Origin of the sequence: Micromonospora sp. NPDC049151 (genome assembly GCF_040648395.1) — a bacterium.
In the GTDB taxonomy this organism is placed as follows: Bacteria; Actinomycetota; Actinomycetes; order Mycobacteriales; family Micromonosporaceae; genus Micromonospora.
This window is the reverse complement of the sequence record NZ_JBEZDP010000023.1, coordinates 1-22,752: the sequence shown is the minus strand read 5'-3', so window position 1 is coordinate 22,752 and position 22,752 is coordinate 1. Positions and strand designations below refer to the sequence as shown.

Here is a 22,752-nt window from a genome sequence, read left to right as displayed (position 1 = left end):
CGCTGCTGCACCGGCCCGATGCTACGTGAGCGCGCGGAGCGGGCCGTCGCGGTGCGCACCGCCGCACCGGAACCCGATCATGTTCCGGTGCGGCGGCCACTCCCCTGTCACACGCGTGGCCTAACCTTCCGGGCATGACGGCGGAACCGATGATCGACAGTCACGGCGACCAGACGGCGGCACCGGCGCCGGTCACCGTGCGGGCCTCGTTGTCGCCGTCGCGGGCGGCCGACTTCAAGACCTGCCCGCTGCTCTACCGGTTCCGCAGCATCGACAGGCTGCCCGAGCGGCCGACCGTCGAGCAGGCCCGGGGCACACTCGTGCACGCCGTGCTGGAGCGCCTATTCGACCTGCCGGCCGCCGCGCGCACCCCGGAGTCGGCCGGTGACCTGGTCGCCCCGCAGTGGGACCGTCTGGTCACCGAGGAGCCGGAGCTGGCGACGCTGTTCGCCGACGGCGACCCCGTCGGGCCGCAGGAGTTCCTCCGGTCGGCGACGGCCCTGCTGGACGGCTACTTCGCGGTGGAGGACCCACGTCGGCTGGAGCCGGCCGAGCGCGAGGCGCTGATCTCCGCGGTGGTCGACGACGAGCTGCTCATCCGGGGCTACCTCGACCGGCTCGACGTCGCGCCGGACGGCGCGCTGCGGGTGGTCGACTACAAGACCGGCGGGGCGCCACGCGAGGCGTTCGAGGCGCGGGCGCTGTTCCAGCTCAAGTTCTACGCCCTGGTGCTGTGGCGCACCCGGGGCGTGGTGCCGCGGGTGCTGCGCCTGCTCTACCTCAAGGACGCCGAGGTCTGCGACTACGCGCCGGACGCCGACGAGCTGGTGCGCTTCGAGCGCACTGTGGTGGCGCTGTGGCGGGCGATCGAGCAGGCCACCGCCCGGCAGGACTTCCGTCCCCGGCCGAGCCGCCTGTGCGACTGGTGCAACCACCAGGCGCTGTGCCCGAGCTACGGCGGCACGCCGCCGCCGTTCCCGGTGGCCACCGCCGTGCCCGACCCGCTCGTGGACGCCCGCTCCCGCCCGGTGGCGCCCGGCGCCGACGAGTGAGCGCCGCCGCGCCGGACGAGGAGGGGGACGCATGACCGAGGGCGCCCTGTCCCGGCCGGTGCGGGTGCTGCTCGCCGACGACCAGCCGCTGCTGCGTACCGGCTTCCGGATGGTGCTCGGCGCGGAGGACGACCTCGACGTGGTGGGTGAGGCCGGCGACGGCGCGGAGGCGGTGGAGCTGTCCCGGCGGCTGCTGCCCGGCGTGGTGCTGATGGACGTCCGGATGCCCCGCCTGGACGGGGTGGCCGCCACCCGGGCGATCGTGTCGGCCCGCCTGCCGGTGCGGGTGCTCGTGCTCACCACGTTCGAGCAGGACGACCACGTCGTCGGGGCGCTGCGGGCCGGGGCGACCGGCTTCCTGACCAAGGACGTGCCGGCCGGTGACCTGGTCGCCGCGATCCGCACGGTGGCCGCCGGTGGCGCGGTGATCTCCCCGCGCGTCCTGCGCCGGCTGCTGGACCGCTTCGCCCGGGTGCTGCCGGACCCGGCCGCCGCGCCGGCGCGGGCGCTGGCGCCGCTGACCGACCGGGAGCGCGAGGTGCTCACCCACATGGCGCGCGGGCTGTCGAACGCGGAGATCGCCCGGGTGCTGTCGGTCAGTGAGACCACTGTGAAAACCCATGTCGGGCACGTGCTGACGAAGCTACGGTTGCGCGACCGGGTCCAGGCGGTCGTGCTCGCGTACGAGACGGGCCTGGTCCGTCCCGGCGGGTGAGGTGGCGCGGGGCACCTACCGTGACCAGCGGGGGGGCCGATGTGTTGACCATCACGCCAGGTCAGGTCCTAACGTCGGCGACACCCGCCGGTCAGGGGTCACCCTGAGCCCGGATGGGGGGCGACCCTCACCCGAAGTTCGGCGCGGATTCCACCCCAGGTCGGAGGGTTTTCGGCCGTGCGGCCCCGAGGATGGAGTCCGCCGCACCGACCAGCGGGGGCGGTGCGGCATGAGAACGACATACGGAAGAGGTAGATGACGTGACCGCGACGGTAGGCCGAGAGCAGGCCGCGGCCCGGGCGAACGACGTGTGGAAGGTGTACGGCAGCGGCGAGGCACAGGTCGCCGCGCTGCGGGGGGTGACCGCCGAGTTCGAACGCGGCCGGTTCACCGCGATCATGGGGCCGTCCGGCTCCGGCAAGTCCACACTGATGCACTGCCTCGCCGGTCTGGACACGGTGACCAAGGGCACCGTGTCCATCGGCGACACCACGGTGACCGGCCTCAACGACGCGGGCCTGACGAAGCTGCGCCGGGACAAGGTGGGCTTCATCTTCCAACAGTTCAACCTGCTGCCCACGCTCACCGCGCAGGAGAACATCCTGCTGCCGCTGTCGATCGCCGGGCGCAAGCCGGACCCGGCCTGGTACGACACGGTGATCGACACGGTCGGCCTGCGGGAGCGGCTCGGGCACCGCCCGGCGCAGCTCTCCGGCGGCCAGCAGCAGCGCGTCGCCTGCGCCCGGGCGCTCGTCGCCCGCCCCGAGGTGATCTTCGCGGACGAGCCGACCGGCAACCTGGACTCCCGCTCCGGCGCCGACGTGCTGAAGTTCCTGCGCAACTCGGTCCGCGAGCACGGCCAGACCATCGTCATGGTCACGCACGACCCGACCGCCGCCGCGTACGCCGACCGGGTGGTCTTCCTCGCCGACGGGCAGATCGTCTCGGAGCTGATCGAGCCGACCGCCGAGACGGTGCTGGACACGATGAAGAAGCTGGACGCCCCGGTCGAGGTGGGCAACTGATGCTGCGGGCGACACTCAAGAGCCTGCTGGCGCGCAAGCTGCGCCTGCTGCTGTCCGGGCTGGCGGTGGTGCTCGGCGTCATGTTCGTCTCCGGCGCGTTCGTGCTCACCGACACGCTCGGGCGGTCCTTCGACGCGGTCTTCGCCGACGCGTACGCCGAGGTAGACGTCAGCGTCGAGGCGAAACCGAAGATCGACGTCTCCACCGCGGAGGGCATGCCGCTGAGCACCCCGATGCCGGCGTCGGTGCTCGACCGGATCAAGGCGGTGCCCGGCGTCGCCGACGCCGAGGGCGTGGTCGCCGCCGACGGCGCCCGCATGATCGGCAGCAACGGCAAGGTGGTCACCTCGTTCGGCCCGCCGCAGCTGGGCCAGAACTGGCTCGGCGAGAGCGACCTGGTGGAGATCCGCGAGGGCCGCGCGCCGCAGGCCGACGACGAGATCGTGATCAACACCGCGCTGGCCGAGGCGGGCAAGGTCAAGGTCGGCGACCGGGTCGGCGTGCTGACGCTGGCCCCGAAGAAGGAGTTCACGCTCGTCGGCGTGTTCGGCTACAGCGGCGGCCGGGACTCGATCGGCGGCGCCAACGAGGTCTACTTCACCACCCCGGTGGCGCAGCAGCTGATGCTGGGCAAGCCGGACGTGTTCAGCAACGTCAGCGTCCAGGCCGCCGACGGCACCACGCCGGCCGCGCTGCGCGGCGAGTTGGCCCGCACCCTGGGCGCCGACTACCAGGTCAAGACCGGCGAGCAACTTGCCGCCGACGCCTCGGCCGGCCTCAAGGAGGGGCTGTCGTTCTTCAACAAGATCCTCCTCGGGTTCGCCGCGGTGGCGCTGCTGGTCGGCACGTTCCTGATCCTCAACACGTTCTCGATCATCGTGGCCCAGCGCACCCGTGAGCTGGCCCTGATGCGGGCCATCGGGGCCAGCGGCAAGCAGGTCATCGGCTCGGTGGTGCTGGAGGCCCTCGCGGTCGGCCTGATCGCCTCGGTGCTGGGGCTCGCCGCCGGCATCGGCGTGGGCGCGCTGCTGGCGTACCTGTTCGGTCAGCTCGCCGGAGGTCTGACCCTGGCCGGCCTGGGTGTGCCGGCCTCGGCGGTGATCGGCGCGTTCGCGGTCGGCATGCTGATCACGGTGATCGCCGCGCTGCTGCCGGCGGTACGCGCCTCGCGCATCCCGCCGATCGCCGCGATGCAGGACGTCGCCACGCCGGACCGGCCGCTCACCAAGGTCACCGTCGGCGGCGCGGTGGTCACCGGCATCGGCGCGGTGCTGCTGTTCCTCGGCCTCGGCGGGCACGCCGGCGACAGCACCCTGGCGACCATCCTCGGCGGCGTGCTGTTCGCGTTCATCGGGGTGGCGCTGCTGACGCCGATCATCAGCCGGCCGGTGGTCGCGCTGCTCGGCGCGATGTTCTCCTGGTCGGTGCCGGGCAAGCTGGGCCGGCTCAACTCGGGGCGCAACCCGCGCCGTACCGCGATCACCGCCGCCGCGCTGATGGTGGGCATCGCCCTGGTCACCGGCGTGACGGTGATCCTGGACTCGGCAAAGGGCAGCATCGGCGCCCTCGCGGAGGACACCATCAAGGCGGAGCTGGTGATCTCCGGCGCGTCGTCCGGGCCGCGTCCGGCGAGCTTCGACCCGGCGGTGCTGGAGAAGGCCGCCGCGATCCCGGGTGTGCGGATGGTCGACGGCGAGTACGGCGACATGGCGGTGGTCGGCGGCGAGCGGACCTGGGTGGCCGTGTCGAGCAACGTGGCCGCCCTGCAGCAGATCTTCGGGGCGAAGGCCACCGCGGGTGACATCAGCACGCTGGCGCCGGACCAGATGCTGGTCAGCTCCGACACCGCGAAGGCACGCAACCTCACCGTCGGTTCGACGGTGCCGGTGCAGCTGTCCCGCGGCGACGCCCGCACCTACACGGTCAGCGGCATCTACGAGAGTTCGCAGCTGACCAACCCGGTGACGCTGCCGCCGCAGGCCGCCGCGGACTTCTCCATCCCGCAGCCGATCCAGGGCTTCCTGCAACTCGCCCCCGGCACGTCGGTGGACGCGGTGCAGCCGCAGATCGAGCGGCTGCTGGCGGACAGCCCCGAGGTGTCGGTGGCCGACCGGGCCGGGTTCATCGAGCAGCAGACCGGTCAGCTGGACTCCCTGCTCCAGATGATCCAGATCCTGCTGGCGCTGGCCATCGTGATCGCGGTGCTGGGCATCATCAACACGCTCGCGCTGTCGGTGCTGGAACGGACCCGGGAGCTGGGCCTGCTGCGGGCCATCGGCCTGCGCCGCGCCCAGACCATGCGCATGATCACGGTCGAGGCGGTGGTGATCTCCATCTTCGGCGCGCTGCTCGGCGTGGTGGTCGGCACCGGTCTCGGCGCGGCGGTGGTCGAGGCGCTCAAGGACGAGGGCATCACCGACCTGGTCCTGCCCTGGGGTCAGATGGTGACGTTCCTGATCCTGGCCGCGATCATCGGCGTGGTCGCGGCGGTGCTGCCGGCGATCCGCGCCGCGCGGATCAACGTCCTGGGCGCCATCGCCCACGACTGACGTGAAAGGAAGGGCCCCTTCTTAACGCCTCGTGCATAAGAAGGGGCCCTTCCTAACGGCTCAGCAGGGCCGCGAGCAGCTCCAGGTCCGCCCCGAGCAGGCTCTCCACCTGGTGTACGCCGTCGGCGGGCGCCAGCGGCACCTCGGCCGGTACGGCCAGCACCGCCGCGCCGGCGGCGAGCGCGCTCGCCACACCGGTCGGTGAGTCCTCGATCGCCACGCACCGCTCGACCGGCACGCCCAGCAGACGCGCGGCGGTCAGGTACGGCTCCGGGTGCGGCTTTGCCGCGCCGACCTCGTCGCCGCAGACCACCGCGTCGAAGCTGTCCCGGCCCAGCGTGTCCAGGGCCACCTCGACCAGGGACCGGCCGCTGGAGGTGACCAGCGCGGTGGGGATGCCGGCGTCGCGTACCGCCCGCAGCAGGGCCAGCGCGCCCGGACGCCAGCGCAGCCCGGTGCGGAACAGCTCCAGGATCCGGGCGCTGATCCAGTCGGCGCTTTCCCGCACGTCCCGCTCCGGCTGGCCCAGGTCGTCGTGCACGATCCGCATCGCGTCGGCCATCCCGGTGCCGACGATCGCGCGGCGGGCGTCGTCGGACAGGACACCGCCGTACACGGCGGCCAGCTCCTGCAACGCGACGTCCCACAGTTTCTCGCTGTCGACCAGGGTGCCGTCCATGTCGAAGAGCACGGCGGCGGGGTGCTTGCTGCTCAGCGGGGGCCTCCTTCGGTACGCGTACCCCGCCGATCCTGCCAGCCGCGTCCGGCGTGCCCGTCACCGTCCCCGATCTCCGGTGATCCGGGCGTCACCCGAGGCCGCAGGCGCCCAGCGACTTCTCGTACCCCCGGAAGAACGACTCGCTGCGCTGCTCGGCGGTGCCGTGCGAGCCCTCGGCGAACCAGGGCTGGTCGGGGTCGTCGCCGACCGCCAGCAGCCCTTCCTTGAACTCCTCCAGGTCACCGTCCTCCAGCTCCAGCGCCCCGGAGCGCACGCTGTCCCCGAGGTACGCCCCGGCCATGCAGTCGGCCTGCAGCTCCTGCTGGATGGTGAAGTTGTAGCGGATGCCCAGCCGCACCTGCATGCCGTGGGCGTACTCGTGGCCGAGCAGGTAGAACAGGAACGCGTCGCCGATCTGCCGGAAAGCCGCCACCGACCAGTTCACGTCGTAGGCGATGAAGTCGCCCGCCGAGCAGTAGACCGCGTTGTTGCGCGGCAGCCCCTGCCCGGCACAGGCCACCTCGCCCTCCCGGGTGTAGGGCACCACCCGCCGGATCGGGGTGAACCGCTCGCCGGAGGCGCGGAACTGTTCCGCCCAGTAGCGCTCGGCCAGCCGGACGGCGTCCTGGATGTCCTGCTTGAACTCGGCCACGCTCGTGGTGCCGTCCGCCCGGGTGGTCTGCGACTCGGGCTGCGCGCCGCGCGGGGGCGCGGGCTGCCGCGGCTCCCCCTCGTCGAAGCCGCCGGCCATGCAGCCGGCCGCCACCAGCGCGGCCACCACCAGTCCGGCGATCGGCCCGCGCCCCTGACGTCGCGCCCTGTCCCCCACCATGACCTCCCGGCTGTCGCACCCGTGTTCCCCAGCAGTACCCCCGGCAGCCGCCGGTGATGCTCACCGGCTCTCACGCACCACCGCCGGGAAACGTTCACCGGGCCGGTGACGGTACGGTTGGCGCCGTGGGCCGGCTGCGCGCCCGCGACCGGCGCGACGCGGAGGTGTTCGCCGCCCCCGCCGAGCGGGCCGAGGCCCGGGGAACGATCTTCGGCACGATGCTGCTCACCGTCGGTGGCAGCCGGTACGCCCTGGTCGCCGTGGGCGCCACCGTCTCACCCGCACCGAGCGCCGGACAGCTGCGGCAGCTGGACGAGTACGCGGTCCGCGCCGAGCCGGTCCCCGACCTCGCGTCCTGGTGGGAGGTGCTGGCGCGGGCCGGTGTGGCGGTGCGCTGACCGGACGGCGGTCAGTCCAGGCCGCGCATGATGTGCGGCTCGCCGTCGTCGTCGCCGAAGCAGCGGTGCAGCACCTGGGCACGGGCCCACAGGTCCAGGCTGCTCGGCGGCCCGGCCGGCGCGGCACCGGCGGGCGTGCTCAGCACGGGCGCCGGTTCCGGCGGGACCTGCGACGTCACCTCGTCGGTCATGTCCGCCCCTTTCGTCGTACCCATGCTCGCCCTCGGGCGTTTCCGCCACGTCAACGGGACGGCTCGGGCGTGGACGCGGCGCCTGGCCCGGCGTCGGCCCGTACTTTCGTGACGGTAGCCCCCCGGACCGGCGAGCACAGCCGTATTCCAGACGTCGCCGCAGGCCGAGGCCGGGAAAGGGGTGGACCGGCACTTGCATCCGGTACCCCGGTACGGGCTTACCGTCGAGGCATGACCGATGACTCCTGGGTGCCCGACGCCTGCACCCTGCCCACCGACGACCGGCCGCTGCGGCTGGCCGAGTTCGACGGGCTGTTCCACGACGCGCTGCGCGGCGTCGACCGGCTCTCCGCCGGGCATCTGCGACTGCGCCTCGACGGCCGCGCCGAACCGGTCGCCCGCGATCTGATCGCCCGCGAGTCGGACTGCTGCTCCTTCTTCACATTCGACCTCGCCCGCCCGGACACAGACGCGCTGACGCTCGACATCCGGGTCCCGGCGGGCCGTGTCGCCGTACTCGATGCCCTGGCCCGGCGGGCCACGGCCGCGCGGGGCCGGTGATGGGCGAGCCGGAGCTGCGCAGCGGCCGGCTCGCCGACGCGGCCGGGGTGAACGTGCAGACTCTGCGCTACTACGAACGGCGCGGGCTGCTCCCCGCGCCCCGGCGGTCGCCGGGCGGGCATCGCCTCTACCCGGCCGAGACGGTCACCCTGCTGCGGGTGGTGAAGGCCGCGCAACGTCTCGGCTTCACGCTCGCCGAGGTCACCGACCTGCTCGCGGCCGGACGGCGCGACACCGGCCTGCGGGCCCGGGCCCGGGACAAGCTCGACGAGGTGGAGCGGCGGCTGGCGGACCTCGTCGTCGTCCGCGACACGCTCCGGGCCGCCGTCTCGGCCGGCTGCGACGACCTGGTCACCTGCGCCGGAAGCCCGCACTGCCCCCTGCCCTTCACCGGTCGCGACCACGGCCCCGCTACGGTCTGACGCATGACGGTCGCTCGTTCCATCCTGCTGTTCCTGCTGGCCGCGCTCGCCGAGATCGGCGGCGCCTGGCTGGTGTGGCAGGGCTGGCGGGAGAACCGCGGGCTGCTCTGGATCGCCGCCGGGGTGGTCGCGCTCGGCGCCTACGGATTCGTGGCCACGTTCCAGCCCGACCCGAACTTCGGCCGCATCCTCGCCGCCTACGGCGGCGTGTTCGTCGCCGGGTCGCTCGCCTGGGGCATGCTGGTCGACAAGTTCCGGCCCGACCGCTACGACCTCGTCGGCGCGGCCATCTGCCTGGTCGGCGTCGCCGTCATCATGTACGCCCCGCGCACGGGCTGACGTACCAACGCCCTCAGGCGTATCTCGATCGAGAACCGCATGGGCGAATCGTAGTACCGCCTGTCACCTCCGCCGGAGCGCCCGCCGGCCGACCGCTATTCGGCAGTGGCTCCGGAACGCCGGCCGGCCACCTTGGCGCCGCCGAACGCGACGAGCCAGGGCATCACCAGGAAGGCGCCGCAACCGATCACGATCAGCCACAGAGTCTCACCCGGTTCGCCCTGGTGCTCCGGTCCGGGCCACGTGAAGGCACTGCCGAGCAGCGACAACGCGTAGAACAGGACGATCACGATCGCGGCAGCCGCGCTGATCCGGCGGCTGCGTCGGCTGCCTCTGGCGCAGAACGCTCCGAGGACGAACATGACGATCGGGGCTAGGTACATACCGGACATGACGAGGATCGTGAAGTACGTCGCCCGGGGGCCGAGATCCGAGTCCGCCAACGGCGGCAGGCCGCCTCCGATCGTGCGGACGACACAGGAAAGGCCGGAGTTCGCCACTTTGGACTCCTCGCGCCGGGACGCTCACACGCCCTCGTTCCGTCAGTCTGACTGCCCCGGCCGAGCCGGCGACTGAACGGGCACCACAGCCGGACACAGATTATTGCGATCTGCGGGGTTCGATCGAAAACGTTCGGGAACTTCGATACGGACCATACGCCGGTCGCCGCCAGTCGGCGCCCGGCGCCACGTACGACCGAGAGGTGACACCCATGACGTTCCCCGCCCGGCTCGTCGGAGCCGCACTCGTCGGGACGCTCGCCGCCGGCGCGTCGGCGCTGGCCGCGGCCTCCACGGCAAGCGCGCAGGCCGAACCCTGCGTGCAGCGCATCGCCGTGGTGAACAACGCAGCCTTCGTGATGTCCTTCAGTGTCGCGGCGAGCAACGGTCTGGAGACGGCGAACACCGACAACTACCCGATCAACCAGTCGCGGACGATCGATCTCACCACCACCGCGCTGCCGGTCGGCGCCGACGTCCGGCCGGTGGTCGACGCGGTGGCCGGAGCGCAACGCACCCCGAGCAGCTTCGTGTCGTACTGCGAGAACGGGCAGACCGCGACGTACTCGGTGACCGGGACGACGTACGACTACTCGGTCACGCTGATCGGCTGATCGACGCGTCGATCCTTCGGGGCGTCCGCCATCCCGGCGGGCGCCCCGCGCTCGTACGCTACGTTGACCGAGTGCCCGTACCCCGGCTGATTCCCATCGCGCACGAGCCCGGCCACCGGACGGACACCATCGGCCGCTACGACGACGGGCTGTTCCTCGCCTCGGCGTGGGACCACCACGCGTACGTGCACCTGTTCGACCACGACGGGACGTACCGGCGGTCGAGGATCACCCGGGTCCAGGATCGAGGCGCGCTGGCCGCGGCGCTCGGCGAACTGCTCGCGAGCCTGCCCGGCACGTCGTACGGCGACATCGCCGTACGACCGTTCCAGACCCGTCACGACGGCGTCGTCTTCGGTCTGATCGACGAGTCCGGCGACCGGGCGGGCGACGGCAGCCACGTCGACTGGGTCGAGCTGTATCCGGATCGCCTCGGATTCCACGAGCCGTGGGACGGGCTCTACGACACGTGACGGCCGGCGTTGTGGTCCGCACAGGCCGGAGCTCCGCCGACCGCTCGTCGACGGAGCCCGATCCGTTCGTACTGGTCAGGACGCGAGGGAGAAGTCCGCCACGACACCCTTGTGGTCGGAGTTGGTGTCCCCGACGATGCGGTAGTCGGTCATCCACATGACCTGGGAGCTCTCGATCCGCTTCCAGAAGTAGATGTAGTCGATGTGCCGGTTCCCGTGCGTGCCGGTCCCCTTCTCGCCGTAGAGGTTGTAGCCTGCCCCTCGGCCTTCTTCTCGCGGGCCAGCTCCTTGACCTCCGCGAACTGCTGCTCCGCGCACCGGGTACGCGGAAGGTCTTCCGGCCAGCCGTTGTTGTCGATACCGGCGACGGCGTGGAAGTTGATGTGGAACACGAACCGCCCGGTCGCCTTGTGCCGGTACTTGACCCAGTTGTTGTAGCGCGGCGGCGGTGGCTCGTCGGGGTTGGTGTCGCACACGAACTTCGACCCCTTGTCGACCACTTCGAACATGCTCTTCTTCGCCAGCAGGGCTTCACCGGCCGCGTGCACCGAAGTAGTAGGGGCGTAGAACGTCCAGCCGTTGTTGGCGGCCCAGTCCACCAGGAGGGCCCTGCGGGGACCCACCTCGTTGAGCGCGACCATGTCGGCCTTCGAGGTGATCAGGTTCAGGTCGTGGAGGAACTTCTCGTGGGTGAGGCCGTTGTAGATGTTCAGGTGGCCGGCCTGGAAGGTGGACGCCGCCGCGGCCGGTGAGACCGGCAGGAGGAGCGTCGCCACCGTGAGCGTGCTGATCAGGGCGACGGCACGGCGGACGTTTCGGTAGGTTCTCTTCATCAATGGTCCTTCCTGTTGGAGGGCACACTGGACCGGCGCCGCCACTGTGGTGGCGATCGCAGTCCGGTGACAATCGTCAGAGCTCCACCTTGAAGTCGGCATTGGAGCCGGAGCCGGTGATGACGAGACGCCCGGTCCGGCTCTTACGCCCCGAGCCGCCGTCGGCGAGGTAGTTCCACGTCACCCACGGCTTGCCGTCGCGGGCCCGGTAGACGTCCATCGCGCCCGGCCCGCGCTTGTTCCCCGGCAACGAGTACTTGCGCATGGTGTCGGGCAGGTGCGCGGCCGGACCCGAGTAGGAGAACCAGGCCCGATTCGGTCCGGGCATCGGCGCGCACAGGCCGTCGTCGATCCGGTCGCCGCAGAAGGCGATGCCGGTCGAGTAGTAGTTCTCCCGCCAGGCGTTGCCGGAGTAGAACAGGTACCAGGAACCGTTGTGGTTGAACGCACTCGGGTTCTCGATCACGGCGACGCCGCTCGTGTCGCGGTACGTGACCCAGCTCAGATTGTCGCTGCGGAAGATGACGACCGGATCGCTGTCGCGGTCGACGGTGCCGTTCGTGTTGAACTTCAACCTCATGACGGAGAGCGCCGACTCCTGCCCTTCGGCACGCTGAAGAAACATGACGCAAGGTGTCAGGTTTTGGGTGAAGCATGGGTGCATCGGTCGGCGCCGGTGAGAGGCGCCGACCACAGCGCAGACAGATGCGGAGAGACAAGGACCACCATGCGCGAAACCCCACAAGATCTCGAAGAGCTCCAAGCCCTCCTTGACGCCTCCCTCGCCGGCTCCACCTCCCACCTCCGCTCGATCATCAACACCGCGAGCACGCTGGACGCGGAGCAGCTCACCCAGGTCCTCACCGGCATGTGCACCCTCGCTCTGTCCAGCGTGACGGCGAAGGGTGAGCCGCGGATCAGCGGTGTCGACGGGCACTTCCTGCGAGGCAAGTGGTACTTCGGCACGGCGCCCGACGCCGCCAAGGCGCGCCACCTCGCGGCGCGGCCCGCCGTCAGCGCCGCGCACATGCGCGGTGAGGACCTCGGCGTCTTCACGCACGGCAAGGTGGAGATCCTCAACCCCCGCAACGGCGACCAGGCCACGGACTGGCCGGACGTGCTCGCGTACTTGAAGGACTTCTACGGCGACGACCTCTTCGACTGGGACAACGAGGTGGTCTACTACCGGCTGCATCCGCACTGGATGACCGTCTATGCCCCGGACGTCGCAAAGCTCACCGTGGCGTCCCAGCCCTGATCCACGGCACGGGCCTACCGATGCGGCGGCCTGTTCGCTTCGGACAGGTCGACAGCATCCGGCGTCACTTGGCGTTGAAGTAGCTCGCCTCCGGGTGGTGCACCACGATCGCGTCGGTGGCCTGCTCCGGCACGAGCTGGAACTCCTCCGACAACTGCACGCCGATCCGCTCGGCGCCCAGCAGCTCCACGATCTTTGCCCGGTCCTCAAGGTCCGGGCAGGCCGGGTAGCCGAACGCAAACCGGCAGCCCCGGTAGTCGGTGCGCAGCAGGCCAGCCAGGTCGGCCGGGTCGTCGTCGGCCACGGTGCCGCCGCCGGGCAGCACCAGCTCGGCCCGGATCCGCCGGTGCCAGTACTCGGCCAGGGCCTCGGTGAGCTGCACGGACAGGCCGTGCACCTCCAGGTAGTCGCGGTACTCGTTGCCGGCGAACATCTTCGCGGTGTATTCGCTGATCGGCTGCCCGACGGTGACCAGCTGCAACGCCACCACGTCGAGCTGGTCGCCCTTGGGCCGGAAGAAGTCGGCCAGGCACAGCCGCCGCTCCTGCCGCTGCCGGGGGAAGGCGAACCGGGCCCGCTCGCTGTGGCCGTTCTCGTCCAGCACCACCAGGTCGTTGCCCTCGGAGTACGCGGGGAAGTAGCCGTACACCACTGCCGCCTCCAGCACCTGGTCGGAGATCAGGCGGTCCAGCCAGTACCGCAGCCGGGGCCGGCCCTCGGTCTCCACCAGTTCCTCGTACGACGGTCCCTTGCCGCCGCGGGCGCCGCGCAACCCCCACTGGCCCAGGAACGTGGCGCGCTCGTCGAGCAGCGCCGCGTAGTCGGCCAGCGGCACGCCCTTGACGACACGGGTGCCGAAGAACGGCGGCTTCGGCACGGCCACGTCCGTCGCCACGTCCGAGCGGACCGAGGAGTCGTCCAGTTCGGGCAGCGCCTCGCGGACCTGCGCCCGCTGCCGCTCGCGGCGCTCCCGGCGGGCCGCCAGTGCCGCCTCGCGCTCCGGGTCGATCACCGGCGCGCCGCCGCGCTTGGCCGCCATCACGCGGTCCATCAGGGACAGCCCCTCGAACGCGTCGCGGGCGTAGTGCACCTGGCCCGGGTAGATCGACCGGAGGTCGTCCTCGACGTACGCGCGGGTCAGCGCCGCGCCGCCGAGCAGCACCGGCCACCGCTCGGCCACGCCGCGGGAGGCCATCTCGGCTAGGTTCTCCTTCATGATCACGGTGCTCTTCACGAGCAGGCCGGACATGCCGATCGCGTCGGCCCGGTGCTCCTCGGCGGCGTCGATGATCGCGTTGATCGGCTGCTTGATGCCGATGTTCACCACGTCGTAGCCGTTGTTGGACAGGATGATGTCGACCAGGTTCTTGCCGATGTCGTGCACGTCGCCCTTGACGGTGGCGAGCACGATGCGGCCCTTGCCGTCGTCATCGGTCTTCTCCATGTGCGGCTCCAGATAGGCCACCGCGGTCTTCATCACCTCGGCGGACTGGAGCACGAACGGCAACTGCATCTGGCCCGAGCCGAACAGCTCGCCGACCACCTTCATGCCGTCCAGCAGCAGGTCGTTGATGATGGACAGCGGCGTACGCCCCTGCGCCATCGCGGTGTCCAGGTCGGCCTCCAGGCCGTTGCGCTCCCCGTCGATGATCCGCCGCTTGAGCCGCTCGTCGAGTGGCAGAGCGGCCAGCTCCTCGGCCCGGGTGGCGCGCGCCGACGCCGCGTCCACGCCCTCGAACGCCTCGATGAACCGCTGGACCGGGTCGTAGCCTTCGCGACGGCGGTCGTACACCAGGTCGAGCGCCACCTCACGCTGCTCGTCCGGGATCCGCGCCATCGGCAGGATCTTGCTGGCGTGCACGATGGCCGAGGTCAGCCCGGCCTGGGCGCACTCGTGCAGGAACACCGAGTTGAGCACCTGCCGGGCCGCCGGGTTGAGGCCGAACGAGACGTTCGAGATGCCGGCGGTGAAGTTGACGCCCGGGTAGCGCGCGGCGATCTCCCGGATCGCCTCGATCGTCTCGATGCCGTCGCGGCGGGTCTCCTCCTGCCCGGTGGCGATCGGGAACGTCAGCGCGTCGATGAGGATGTCCTCCCGGCGCATCCCCCACCGGCCGGTCAGGTCGTCGATCAGCCGGCTGGCCACCCGTACCTTCCACTCGCGGGTGCGGGCCTGGCCCTCCTCGTCGATGAGCAGCGCCACGACGGCGGCGCCGTGCTCCCTGACCACCGGCATGACTCGCGCGTACCGGGAGTCGGGGCCGTCGCCGTCCTCGAAGTTCACTGAGTTGACCACGCACCGGCCGCCGAGCATCTCCAGCCCCGCCTCGATCACCGCCGGCTCGGTGGAGTCCAGCACGATCGGCAGCGTCGAGGCCGTGGCGAACCGGCCGGCCAGCTCCCGCATGTCCTGCGTGCCGTCGCGGCCCACGTAGTCGACGCAGAGGTCGAGCAGGTGCGAGCCGTCCCGGGCCTGGCTGCGGGCGACCTCCACGCAGGCCTGCCAGTCCCCGGCGAGCATCGACTCGCGGAACGCCTTCGAGCCGTTGGCGTTCGTCCGCTCCCCCACCATCAGGACGCTGGCGTCCTGGGCGAACGGCACGTGGTGGTAGATCGAGGAGACCCCGGCCTCCGGCTCCGGCTCGCGCGCCACCGGCGCCCGCCCGCCCAGCCGCTCCACCAGCACCCGGATGTGCTCCGGGGTCGTGCCGCAGCAGCCGCCGATCAGGCCCACGCCGTAGTCGGTGACGAACTGCTCCAGCGCGTCGGCCAGCTCGTCCGGGCTGAGCGGGAAGTACGCCCCGTCGGCGGTCAGCACCGGCAGGCCGGCGTTCGGCATCACCGAGATCGGGATACGCGAGTGCTGCGCCAGGTAACGCAGGTGCTCGCCCATCTCCGCCGGGCCGGTGGAGCAGTTCAGCCCGATCAGGTCGACGCCGAGCGGCTCGATCGCGGTCAGCGCGGCGCCGATCTCACTACCCAGCAGCATGGTGCCGGTGGTCTCCACCGCGACCTGGCAGATGATCGGCACGTCCCGGCCGGCCTCGGCGCGGGCCCGCTTCGACCCCACCACCGCCGCCTTGACCTGGAGCAGGTCCTGGCAGGTCTCGATGATCAGCGCGTCCGCCCCGCCGGCGATCAGGCCGGCCGCGTTCTCCTGGTACGCGTCGCGCAGCGAGGCGTAGGTCGCGTGGCCCAGCGTGGGCAGCTTGGTGCCCGGGCCCATCGAGCCGAGCACGAACCGGGGGTGCTCCTCCGTCGCGTACGCGTCGGCCGCCTCCCGCGCGATCCGCGCGCCCGCCTCGGACAGCTCCCGGATCCGGCCGGAGATGCCGTACTCGGCGAGGTTGGGCAGGTTGGCGCCGAACGTGTTGGTCTCCACGCAGTCCGCGCCCGCCGCCAGGTAGGCGTCGTGCACGCCGCGGACCACGTCCGGCCGGGTCACGTTGAGGATCTCGTTGCAGCCTTCGAGGCCGTCGAAGTCGTCGAGGGTCAGATCGGCGGCCTGGAGCATTGTCCCCATCGCGCCGTCCGCGATCAGGATCCGATCGGCCAGCAGGTCACGCAACGAGATAGACACATGCTCCAGGGTAGTGCTCCCGACTGCGGCACAGTTATCCGAACCGGCCCTTCCCACATACTGCCCATCGGGCCCGCGTACCCCTTTCCGCCGGTTCGCCCGGGTGGTCCGGCCCGGCGACCGGCGCGGCCGACGGGCCGGCCCCGGCGGCGGCACGTAGGCTGACGGACGTGAAGGACAACAGGGGTGCGACAGTGCGACGGGGCGACGCCGCGCCCGACGAGCAGGGTGAGGTGACGGCGTGACCGAGTTCGACGGGCTGCCGGTACTGCGCTCGCCGGTCGCCATCGCGGCCTTCGAGGGCTGGAACGACGCCGCCGACGCCTCCACCGCCGCCGTGGAACACCTGGAGCAGGTCTGGCAGGCCCGGCAGGTGACCGAGCTGGACCCGGAGGACTTCTACGACTTCCAGGTGAGCCGCCCGACGATCACCATGGCCGACGGCGAGACCCGGCGCGTCGAGTGGCCGACCACGCGCTTCATGGTGGCCAGCCCGGAGGGCACCGAGCGGGACGTGGTGCTGATCCGGGGCATCGAGCCGAGCATGCGCTGGCGGACGTTCTGCGAGCAGGTGCTGGAGATCTGCCACAGCCTGGAGGTCGAGCGGGTGGTGCTGCTCGGCGCGTTGCTGGCCGACGTGCCGTACACCCGGCCGCTGCCGATCAGCGGCAGCGCGTCGGACGCCGACGCGGCCAAGCGCTACCAGCTCACCCCCACCCGGTACGACGGGCCGACCGGCATCGTCGGCGTGCTGCACGACGCCTGCACCCGGGCCGAGGTCGACGCGGTGTCGTTCTGGGTGCACGTGCCGCACTACGCCAACAACCCGCCCTGCCCGAAGGCCACCCTCGCGCTGCTCCACCGGGTCGAGGAGGTGCTCGACCTGCCGGTGCCGATGGCCGACCTGGCCGAGGAGGCCGCCGAGTGGGAACAGCGGGTGCGCAGCGCCGCCGAGCAGGACGCCGAACTCGGTGAGTACGTGCGTGAGCTGGAGGAACGGGTCGGCGACGCCGGCATCACCCCGCTGACCGGGGACGAGATCGCCCAGGAGTTCGAGAAGTACCTGCGTCGCCGCGGCGGTTCCGCCGGGCCGACAGCGGGTTCCTGGTAGCTCTTTCCGTCGAAGCCGGGCTTCCCTTGTCGGGGCCCGGCTTCTTCGTGTCCGGGGTGGCGCCGTCACACCCTCTAGGGCATCCTAGGAACCTAGCTGTTCTGAGGAGGCCTGCATGCAGATCAACCCGGGCGCGGCCGAGTTCCCGCACCGGCAGATCGCCGCGCAGCTCAAGGCCCAGGTGCGCCGCGGCGACTGGGGCCCGGGCGAGCGGCTGCCCTCCATCCCGGCCATCGCCGAGATGTTCGGCGTGGCGAAGCAGACCGTGCAGCGCGCCGTCGACCAGCTGCGGGTCGAGGGCATCCTGATCACCAAACCCGGCTCCGGTACGTACGTCCGGGGCACCCGGCGTCGCCTCAACCGCCTGTCCCGGGGCCGGTACGGCGGCTTCCGCGGCTACCACACCGACCTGGCCGCCCGGTACCGCCAGCAGCTCGTCTCCGTCGGCCGCTCCCCCGCCCCGGCCGAGGTGGCCGACGCGTTCGGCGTCACCGACGGCACCGAACTGCTCTGCCGGCGGCACCTGGTACGCACCGACGACTCCCCGGTCGAGGTCGGCGCGTCGTGGTTCCTCCCCGCAGACACCGCCGGCACGTCACTGGAGCGGGCCGAGGCGTTCGGCCGGCCGCTCTACCAGGAGGCGGAGGAGGTCACCGGCCGGCGGTACGTCACCGCCACCGACACGATCAGCGCGCGCCAGCCCAGCCGGGAGGAGGCGGAGATCCTCCAGATCCGCCCGGACACCCCGGTGCTGCACCTGCTGCACGTCGCCTACGACGAGCGGCACAAGCCGATCGAGGTCGCCCAGGCCACCTGGCCGGGCCCGATGACCACGCTCACCGAGGAGTACAAGATCCCCGCCCCCGCTCCCGACCAGGACCCCGACCCCGGCCTGGTCCTGGGCTGACGCTCCCGGCTCCCGGCTTTCGGCTCCCGGCGCCGAACCGCCCTCGACACACCCACCACGTTCCACCCGCCCTTCGAAGAGCGCGATCTTGCGGTTGCGGACCCCGCGAACCGGCACAAGAGGGCGGGAACGGGGGCCGCAAGTGCAAGATCGGCGCGGCGGGAGGGCGAAGAGGGCGCGGGCGCGGTGGGTGGGCTAGAGGGCGATGCCGAGGAGGGCGTCCACCGTGTCGCGGAACAGGGCCGGGGCGGCCGCGTCCTCCGTGACGCCGTTCAACGCGCCGTCGGCCCAACGGTCGGCCGCCGCCAGGGCACCCGGCGTGTCCAGGTCGTCGGCCAGGCGCTCGCGTACCTCGGCCAGCAACGCCGCCCCCGACGGGCCCGCGGGCGCGGCGGCGGCCCGCCGCCAGCGGCCCAGCCGCTCCCGCGCCTCGGTGAGCAGCTCGTCGGTCCAGGAGCGGTCGCTGCGGTAGTGGCCGTTCATCAGCGCCAGCCGGACCGCCATCGGGTCGACCTTGTCGGCCCGCAGCCGGGACACGAAGACCAGGTTGCCCTGGGACTTCGACATCTTCTCGCCGTCCAGGCCGATCATGCCGGCGTGCACGTAGTGGTCGGCGAACGGCGCCTCGCCGGTGAGCCGCTCGGCGTGCGCGGCGGAGCACTCGTGGTGCGGGAAGATCAGGTCGTTGCCGCCGCCCTGCACGTCGATCCGGTCGCCGAGCAGGTTCAACGCGATGACCGTGCACTCGATGTGCCAGCCGGGACGGCCCGCGCCCAGGTCGCCGCCGGGCCACGACGGCTCGCCCTCGCGGGCGCCGCGCCACAGCAGCGGGTCGAGCGGGTCACGCTTGCCGGCGCGCTCCGGGTCGCCGCCGCGCTCGGCGAACAGCTCGATCATCTGCTCGCGGGACAGGTTGGACTCGTAGCCGAACCGGGGCGCGGCGGAGACGTCGAAGTAGACGTCGCCGGTGCCGTCGTCGAGGCGGTACGCCGCGCCGTCCTTGAGCAGCACCAGCACCTTCTCGGCGATGTCCGGGATCGACTCGACGGCGCCGACGTAGTGCGCCGGCGGGATCATCCGCAGCGATTCCATGTCCTCACGGAACAGCGCGGTCTCCCGCATGGCCAGGACCTTCCAGTCCTCACCGTCGCGCTCGGCGCGCTCCAGCAGCGGGTCGTCGATGTCCGTGACGTTCTGCACGTAGCGCACGTCGAGGCCGGCGTCACGCCACATCCGCTGCACCAGATCGAAGGCGATCATGGTGGCGGCGTGCCCGAGGTGCGTCGCGTCGTACGGGGTGATGCCGCAGACGTACATCGAAGCGCTGCCCTCGGGCCGGCTGGGATGGGCGCCCTGCCGCGCCGAGTCGTACAACCTCAGCGGCACGCCCTCGCCGGGCAGCCGTGGCACCTCGTGTCCCGCCCAAGACTCCATGACCGCCAGCCTAACGATCCGTCAGACGCTCGGGTGCCGCCCTACGGGTGATCAACACGACAACGGCTCACATCGGCGGCCATGGCATCGCCGGCCACTCCTGCGGCGGCAGCGGGAACCGGCCGGACTCGCGCAGCCGCTCGACCCGTGCCCCCAGCGCGGCCAGCTCACCGATGGTCAGGTGCTCGGCCAAGTCGTCGCCCAGTGGCCCGCGCAGCTGCGCGGTCAGGCCGTCGAGCATCTCCACCGCGTCCGGCGGCAGCTCACGGCCGGCCCAGCCCCACAGCACCGTACGCAGCTTCTCCTCGACGTGGAAGCTCACGCCGTGGTCGACGCCGTAGATCCGGTCGTCCTGGCCGACGAGGACGTGCCCGCCCTTGCGGTCGGCGTTGTTGATGACCGCGTCGAGCACGGCTAGCCGGGCCAGGCGGGGGTCGTCGGCGTGCGCCAGCGCGTACGCCGCCCCGTCGTCGTCGCGGGCCGCGGCCACCGGGAACCAGCGCGGCGGGATCTCCCGGGCCGGCACGAAACCGACGAGCGGTTCGGCGTCGTCCGGCTCGTCGATCCAGAGCTGGCACGAGCCGGGCCCGAACGGGCCGTCCCGCAGCACCGTCGGCGGCACCAGATCCCAGCCGGTGGCCCGGGACACCAGGTAGGCGGACACCTCCCGGCCGGCGAGCGTGCCGTCCGGGAAGTCCCAGAGCGGGCGCTCACCTCGTACCGGCTTGTAGACACAGTGCGCGGTCACCTCGCCGAGGGCGATGACGCCGCGCAGCGTGGCGTTTGAAGCGTCGACGAGCCGCCCCTCCAGGGTCAGCTCACCGTCGGCGAGCAGCCGCAGCGCCTCGGCGCCGTCCTGTCGGGGCTGCAGTTCCGACGAGGTCACCGGTGATAGCCGTTGTGCCGGGGGCAGAGGTGACCGGCCGGGTCGAGCGGCTGGCCGCAGAGCGGGCAGGGGGGCCGGCCGGCGTTCACGACGCGCTTGGCCCGCTCGATGAACTCGCGGGTCGCCTCCGGGGTCAGCCGCACCCGTAGGCGGTCGAGGTCGTCGTCCGGCTCGTCCGGGTCCTCGTCGGCGTCGTCGTCCGCGTCGCCCAGCTCGACCTCGACCTCCGCCTCACCGACGGCGATCGCCTCGATCACCACGGTCGCGGTGTCCACGTCGAAGGCCAGGCCCAGCGTGCCGACCCGGAACTCCTCGTCGACAGGCGTGTCGAGCGGCTCGTTGTCACCGGTCACCGTGGTGACCGGCTCCGGCAGCTTCACGCCGAAGCGGCGCTGCGCCTCGGCGAGCAGCTCCTCGAGCTTCTCGGCGAGCAACGACATCTGGACCTTCTCCAGCGACACGCTGACCAGCCGGCCGCCGCCGCGCGCCTGGAGGAAGAACGTGCGCTCCCCCGGCGGGCCGACCGTACCGGCGACGAACCGCTCCGGCGGCTCGAAGGCGTGCACCTGGTGCGTCATACCCACGACCCTATCCGGCGTGTGGAAGCACCGTGCAGCCCACCGATGCCGAATCCGCCCAGAGCGAACGCGCCGTGTCCGCCGGTCTCACCCGGCCGCGCCCGCGCCCCCGCCGACCGCCGCGTCGGACTCCGCCGCCCGCGCCGCGCGCCGGCGCCGCTTGCGCGGCGGCGGGACCAGCGCCGACAGGTCGCCGCCGGTGTCGTTGAGCCGGACCAGGAACGGCCGCAACGGGGTGTAGCGGATCGCCGTCACCGACGCCGGGTCGGCCACGATCCGCTGAAAAAGATCAAGGTGTACGCCGAGCGCGTCCGCCACGATCGCCTTGATCACATCGCCGTGGCTGCACGCCAGCCAGACCGCCTCCGGCCCGTGCTCGGCGGTGACGCGCGCGTCCCACGCCCGTACCGTCGCGACTGCGCGCGCGGACATGGCCGCCATCGACTCCCCCTGCGGAAACGCGGCGGCGCTCGGGTGCTGCTGCACCACCGGCCAGAGCGGCTCCTTAGCCAGCTTCTTCAGCGACTGGCCCTCCCAGTCGCCGTACCCGCACTCGATCAACCCCTCGTCGGCCACCGGCTCGGCGCCCGGCAGGGCCAGCTCCAGGGTCTGCCGGCAGCGGATGAGTGGGCTGGTCACCACCGCCGCCAGCGGCAGTCCGGCGAGGCGCGCGCCGACCGCCGTCGCCTGCGCCCGGCCGGTGTCGTCCAGCTCGACCGGTTGCCGTCCGGCGAGGCCGCCGTCGGCGTTCGCGGTGGTACGGCCGTGTCGCAGAAGCAGAAGGGTCGCCACGCTGACCACCCTAGGCGGTACGTCCCGCGATGATCGTCCCGCCACGGCAGCCCGCCCTCATGGCGGCCGTCCCGTACCAAGATCGCGCGCCAGGCGGGGCCGCGCCGGAACGGATGGCCGGCGGGATCCGCGGGCGCAGGCCTCGACTCTCCCGACCCGCCCGCCGGCTCCCGCCAAACCCGACTGCCCTCGGCAAGGCTCACGCCGATCATGAACTTGGCGGCATCGATTGTCCGGTTTGTGGCCGGCAACTTCATGATCGACCCACGCCGGGTGGCGGCGACCGATGCGAGGCGTGGCTGAGCCCGCCGTCGGCTCCTCTTGAGCGCTGCGGCGGTCCAACGCGGGAGATCTTGGAAGATTTCGGCCCCCATAAGGGCCGTTTCCTTCCAAGATCTCCCGCCGGGCCGGATCGGGGCGGGATGCGCCGCGCTCTTCGTGCGGGCAGGCTCGACGGACTGGTTGCGCCCATACCGGTCCCGCCCCGTGTTGTTGACCATGAGGTTGGTGGTGGTGACAAACCGGACACCGGACGCCGCCAACTTCATGATCGACGCGTGGAGGACGGGCGGCGGGTAGGTGAGGTGAGTGGGGTGGGCAGGGGTGTCGGGTTTGGGGGTGGTCGGGGACACCCCGGTGGCGGAATCGGGGACCGGGCCGGGGCGTTATACCTGGTGCACGACCGCAGCAGCGCGCCTCCCGCACCCCAGCCGGGGTGGGCGGCACGGCCCCGGGAATGACGGGTGGGCCGGTGGTCGTTGCACATACCTCCGGCCACGACCTCAGCCCCGCGCCGTCCGGCGTGAGCGAGCGCGGCGTGAACCGGACCGACCCCCCTTTTTTGAAGAGCGCCTGACGGTGCTCGCACCCGCACCGCATCCCCCCTTCACGGCGCGGGCGTCGACCCCCGAATGGAGCCCCCCATGAACAGCATCCTGCGTAAGAGCGTCCTCGGTATCGCCGGTCTGACCGTCGCCGGTGGCC

Annotated in this window: 24 protein-coding genes; 13 read left to right on the top strand and 11 right to left on the bottom strand. The window is 71.8% G+C overall.

Annotation, left to right across the window (positions count from 1 at the left end):
* The first annotated feature begins 149 nt into the window (after positions 1–149).
* From AB0B20_RS23405 to AB0B20_RS23390, 4 genes are all read left to right on the top strand, one after another.
* Entirely contained in the window at positions 150–1,052 is a 903-nt protein-coding gene (locus AB0B20_RS23405; RefSeq protein ID WP_357384644.1) for a PD-(D/E)XK nuclease family protein, read from the top strand.
* A 31-nt stretch (positions 1,053–1,083) separates the two neighbouring features.
* Complete coding sequence (locus AB0B20_RS23400; RefSeq protein WP_357473401.1) at positions 1,084–1,767, top strand: response regulator transcription factor; 684 nt, start codon at positions 1,084–1,086, stop codon at positions 1,765–1,767.
* Between the two features lie 260 nt (positions 1,768–2,027).
* Positions 2,028–2,792, top strand: a complete 765-nt coding sequence (locus AB0B20_RS23395; protein ID WP_357473398.1) for an ABC transporter ATP-binding protein — start codon at positions 2,028–2,030, stop codon at positions 2,790–2,792.
* A complete protein-coding gene (locus tag AB0B20_RS23390) occupies positions 2,792–5,341 on the top strand; it encodes an FtsX-like permease family protein (protein WP_357473395.1) in 2,550 nt (849 codons plus the stop codon). The genes AB0B20_RS23395 and AB0B20_RS23390 overlap by 1 nt, the downstream gene beginning before the upstream one ends.
* 52 nt (positions 5,342–5,393) lie before the next feature.
* Here the strand turns inward: AB0B20_RS23390 and AB0B20_RS23385 are convergent, their stop codons facing one another.
* Positions 5,394–6,032: an HAD family phosphatase gene (locus AB0B20_RS23385; RefSeq protein WP_357384329.1), complete on the bottom strand. Its 639-nt coding sequence runs from the start codon at positions 6,030–6,032 to the stop codon at positions 5,394–5,396.
* Positions 6,033–6,147: 115 nt separating this feature from the next.
* Entirely contained in the window at positions 6,148–6,891 is a 744-nt protein-coding gene (locus AB0B20_RS23380) for a neutral zinc metallopeptidase (RefSeq protein ID WP_357473392.1), read from the bottom strand.
* Positions 6,892–7,016: 125 nt separating this feature from the next.
* Here AB0B20_RS23380 and AB0B20_RS23375 point away from each other — a divergent pair, with 125 nt between their 5' ends.
* A complete protein-coding gene (locus AB0B20_RS23375) occupies positions 7,017–7,289 on the top strand; it encodes a hypothetical protein (RefSeq protein ID WP_357473389.1) in 273 nt (90 codons plus the stop codon).
* Between the two features lie 11 nt (positions 7,290–7,300).
* On the opposite strand, the gene AB0B20_RS23370 is transcribed toward AB0B20_RS23375, so the two are convergent.
* Entirely contained in the window at positions 7,301–7,480 is a 180-nt protein-coding gene (locus tag AB0B20_RS23370; protein ID WP_357384325.1) for a hypothetical protein, read from the bottom strand.
* Positions 7,481–7,711: 231 nt separating this feature from the next.
* Between AB0B20_RS23370 and AB0B20_RS23365 the strand changes: the two genes are divergently transcribed.
* Genes AB0B20_RS23365 through AB0B20_RS23355 form a run of 3 tightly spaced genes read left to right on the top strand, consistent with a single transcriptional unit; the run spans position 7,712 to position 8,802 of the window.
* Positions 7,712–8,041, top strand: coding sequence for a hypothetical protein (locus tag AB0B20_RS23365; RefSeq protein ID WP_357384323.1), 330 nt, complete (start codon positions 7,712–7,714; stop codon positions 8,039–8,041).
* The gene (locus AB0B20_RS23360) at positions 8,041–8,463 is read left to right on the top strand and encodes a MerR family transcriptional regulator (RefSeq protein ID WP_357473385.1); all 423 of its coding nucleotides are present in this window, start codon (positions 8,041–8,043) and stop codon (positions 8,461–8,463) included. The genes AB0B20_RS23365 and AB0B20_RS23360 overlap by 1 nt, the downstream gene beginning before the upstream one ends.
* A gap of 3 nt (positions 8,464–8,466) precedes the next feature.
* Positions 8,467–8,802 carry a YnfA family protein gene (locus AB0B20_RS23355; protein WP_357384319.1) on the top strand — a complete coding sequence of 112 codons (336 nt, stop codon included), beginning with the start codon at positions 8,467–8,469 and terminating at the stop codon, positions 8,800–8,802.
* A gap of 95 nt (positions 8,803–8,897) precedes the next feature.
* On the opposite strand, the gene AB0B20_RS23350 is transcribed toward AB0B20_RS23355, so the two are convergent.
* Entirely contained in the window at positions 8,898–9,302 is a 405-nt protein-coding gene (locus tag AB0B20_RS23350) for a hypothetical protein (RefSeq protein ID WP_357473382.1), read from the bottom strand.
* 212 nt (positions 9,303–9,514) lie between these two features.
* Between AB0B20_RS23350 and AB0B20_RS23345 the strand changes: the two genes are divergently transcribed.
* Together AB0B20_RS23345 and AB0B20_RS23340 are read left to right on the top strand one after the other, a co-directional pair.
* Entirely contained in the window at positions 9,515–9,916 is a 402-nt protein-coding gene (locus AB0B20_RS23345) for a hypothetical protein (RefSeq protein WP_357384315.1), read from the top strand.
* A gap of 71 nt (positions 9,917–9,987) precedes the next feature.
* Entirely contained in the window at positions 9,988–10,389 is a 402-nt protein-coding gene (locus tag AB0B20_RS23340; RefSeq protein WP_357473379.1) for a hypothetical protein, read from the top strand.
* A gap of 149 nt (positions 10,390–10,538) precedes the next feature.
* Here AB0B20_RS23340 and AB0B20_RS23335 read toward each other — a convergent pair whose 3' ends face one another.
* Complete coding sequence (locus AB0B20_RS23335; protein ID WP_357473376.1) at positions 10,539–11,222, bottom strand: hypothetical protein; 684 nt, start codon at positions 11,220–11,222, stop codon at positions 10,539–10,541.
* A gap of 76 nt (positions 11,223–11,298) precedes the next feature.
* Positions 11,299–11,847, bottom strand: a complete 549-nt coding sequence (locus tag AB0B20_RS23330; protein ID WP_357473373.1) for a hypothetical protein — start codon at positions 11,845–11,847, stop codon at positions 11,299–11,301.
* 102 nt (positions 11,848–11,949) lie between these two features.
* Between AB0B20_RS23330 and AB0B20_RS23325 the strand changes: the two genes are divergently transcribed.
* Positions 11,950–12,480, top strand: a complete 531-nt coding sequence (locus AB0B20_RS23325; RefSeq protein ID WP_357473370.1) for a pyridoxamine 5'-phosphate oxidase family protein — start codon at positions 11,950–11,952, stop codon at positions 12,478–12,480.
* A 64-nt stretch (positions 12,481–12,544) separates the two neighbouring features.
* Here the strand turns inward: AB0B20_RS23325 and metH are convergent, their stop codons facing one another.
* The gene (gene metH, locus AB0B20_RS23320; RefSeq protein WP_357473367.1) at positions 12,545–16,060 is read right to left on the bottom strand and encodes a methionine synthase; all 3,516 of its coding nucleotides are present in this window, start codon (positions 16,058–16,060) and stop codon (positions 12,545–12,547) included.
* A gap of 241 nt (positions 16,061–16,301) precedes the next feature.
* Here metH and AB0B20_RS23315 point away from each other — a divergent pair, with 241 nt between their 5' ends.
* Both AB0B20_RS23315 and AB0B20_RS23310 read left to right on the top strand, forming a co-directional pair.
* Positions 16,302–17,171: a PAC2 family protein gene (locus AB0B20_RS23315; protein ID WP_030504102.1), complete on the top strand. Its 870-nt coding sequence runs from the start codon at positions 16,302–16,304 to the stop codon at positions 17,169–17,171.
* Between the two features lie 115 nt (positions 17,172–17,286).
* Positions 17,287–18,078 (top strand): GntR family transcriptional regulator, encoded by a 792-nt coding sequence (locus AB0B20_RS23310; protein ID WP_194801606.1) that lies wholly within the window; start codon positions 17,287–17,289, stop codon positions 18,076–18,078.
* Between the two features lie 195 nt (positions 18,079–18,273).
* Here the strand turns inward: AB0B20_RS23310 and mshC are convergent, their stop codons facing one another.
* From mshC to AB0B20_RS23290, 4 genes are all read right to left on the bottom strand, one after another.
* Positions 18,274–19,512: a cysteine--1-D-myo-inosityl 2-amino-2-deoxy-alpha-D-glucopyranoside ligase gene (mshC, locus tag AB0B20_RS23305; RefSeq protein ID WP_357473364.1), complete on the bottom strand. Its 1,239-nt coding sequence runs from the start codon at positions 19,510–19,512 to the stop codon at positions 18,274–18,276.
* Positions 19,513–19,579: 67 nt separating this feature from the next.
* Positions 19,580–20,398, bottom strand: coding sequence for an SCO1664 family protein (locus AB0B20_RS23300; RefSeq protein ID WP_357473361.1), 819 nt, complete (start codon positions 20,396–20,398; stop codon positions 19,580–19,582).
* The gene (locus AB0B20_RS23295; RefSeq protein ID WP_357384244.1) at positions 20,395–20,976 is read right to left on the bottom strand and encodes a DUF3090 domain-containing protein; all 582 of its coding nucleotides are present in this window, start codon (positions 20,974–20,976) and stop codon (positions 20,395–20,397) included. Before AB0B20_RS23295 ends, AB0B20_RS23300 begins: the two co-directional genes overlap by 4 nt.
* An 87-nt stretch (positions 20,977–21,063) precedes the next feature.
* Positions 21,064–21,777: a histidine phosphatase family protein gene (locus AB0B20_RS23290; RefSeq protein ID WP_357384242.1), complete on the bottom strand. Its 714-nt coding sequence runs from the start codon at positions 21,775–21,777 to the stop codon at positions 21,064–21,066.
* Between the last annotated feature and the right edge of the window lie 975 nt (positions 21,778–22,752).

Bases quoted from the DNA above. Each gene is read 5' to 3' on its own strand.
- AB0B20_RS23405 (WP_357384644.1), top strand. From the start codon at position 150: ATGATCGACAGTCACGGCGACCAGACGGCGGCACCGGCGCCGGTCACC.
- AB0B20_RS23400 (WP_357473401.1), top strand. From the start codon at position 1,084: ATGACCGAGGGCGCCCTGTCCCGGCCGGTGCGGGTGCTGCTCGCCGAC.
- AB0B20_RS23390 (WP_357473395.1), top strand. From the start codon at position 2,792: ATGCTGCGGGCGACACTCAAGAGCCTGCTGGCGCGCAAGCTGCGCCTG.
- AB0B20_RS23380 (WP_357473392.1), bottom strand. From the start codon at position 6,891: ATGGTGGGGGACAGGGCGCGACGTCAGGGGCGCGGGCCGATCGCCGGA.
- AB0B20_RS23370 (WP_357384325.1), bottom strand. From the start codon at position 7,480: ATGACCGACGAGGTGACGTCGCAGGTCCCGCCGGAACCGGCGCCCGTG.
- AB0B20_RS23365 (WP_357384323.1), top strand. From the start codon at position 7,712: ATGACCGATGACTCCTGGGTGCCCGACGCCTGCACCCTGCCCACCGAC.
- AB0B20_RS23360 (WP_357473385.1), top strand. From the start codon at position 8,041: ATGGGCGAGCCGGAGCTGCGCAGCGGCCGGCTCGCCGACGCGGCCGGG.
- AB0B20_RS23355 (WP_357384319.1), top strand. From the start codon at position 8,467: ATGACGGTCGCTCGTTCCATCCTGCTGTTCCTGCTGGCCGCGCTCGCC.
- AB0B20_RS23345 (WP_357384315.1), top strand. From the start codon at position 9,515: ATGACGTTCCCCGCCCGGCTCGTCGGAGCCGCACTCGTCGGGACGCTC.
- AB0B20_RS23335 (WP_357473376.1), bottom strand. From the start codon at position 11,222: ATGAAGAGAACCTACCGAAACGTCCGCCGTGCCGTCGCCCTGATCAGC.
- AB0B20_RS23330 (WP_357473373.1), bottom strand. From the start codon at position 11,847: ATGTTTCTTCAGCGTGCCGAAGGGCAGGAGTCGGCGCTCTCCGTCATG.
- AB0B20_RS23325 (WP_357473370.1), top strand. From the start codon at position 11,950: ATGCGCGAAACCCCACAAGATCTCGAAGAGCTCCAAGCCCTCCTTGAC.
- AB0B20_RS23310 (WP_194801606.1), top strand. From the start codon at position 17,287: ATGCAGATCAACCCGGGCGCGGCCGAGTTCCCGCACCGGCAGATCGCC.
- mshC (WP_357473364.1), bottom strand. From the start codon at position 19,512: ATGGAGTCTTGGGCGGGACACGAGGTGCCACGGCTGCCCGGCGAGGGC.
- AB0B20_RS23295 (WP_357384244.1), bottom strand. From the start codon at position 20,976: ATGACGCACCAGGTGCACGCCTTCGAGCCGCCGGAGCGGTTCGTCGCC.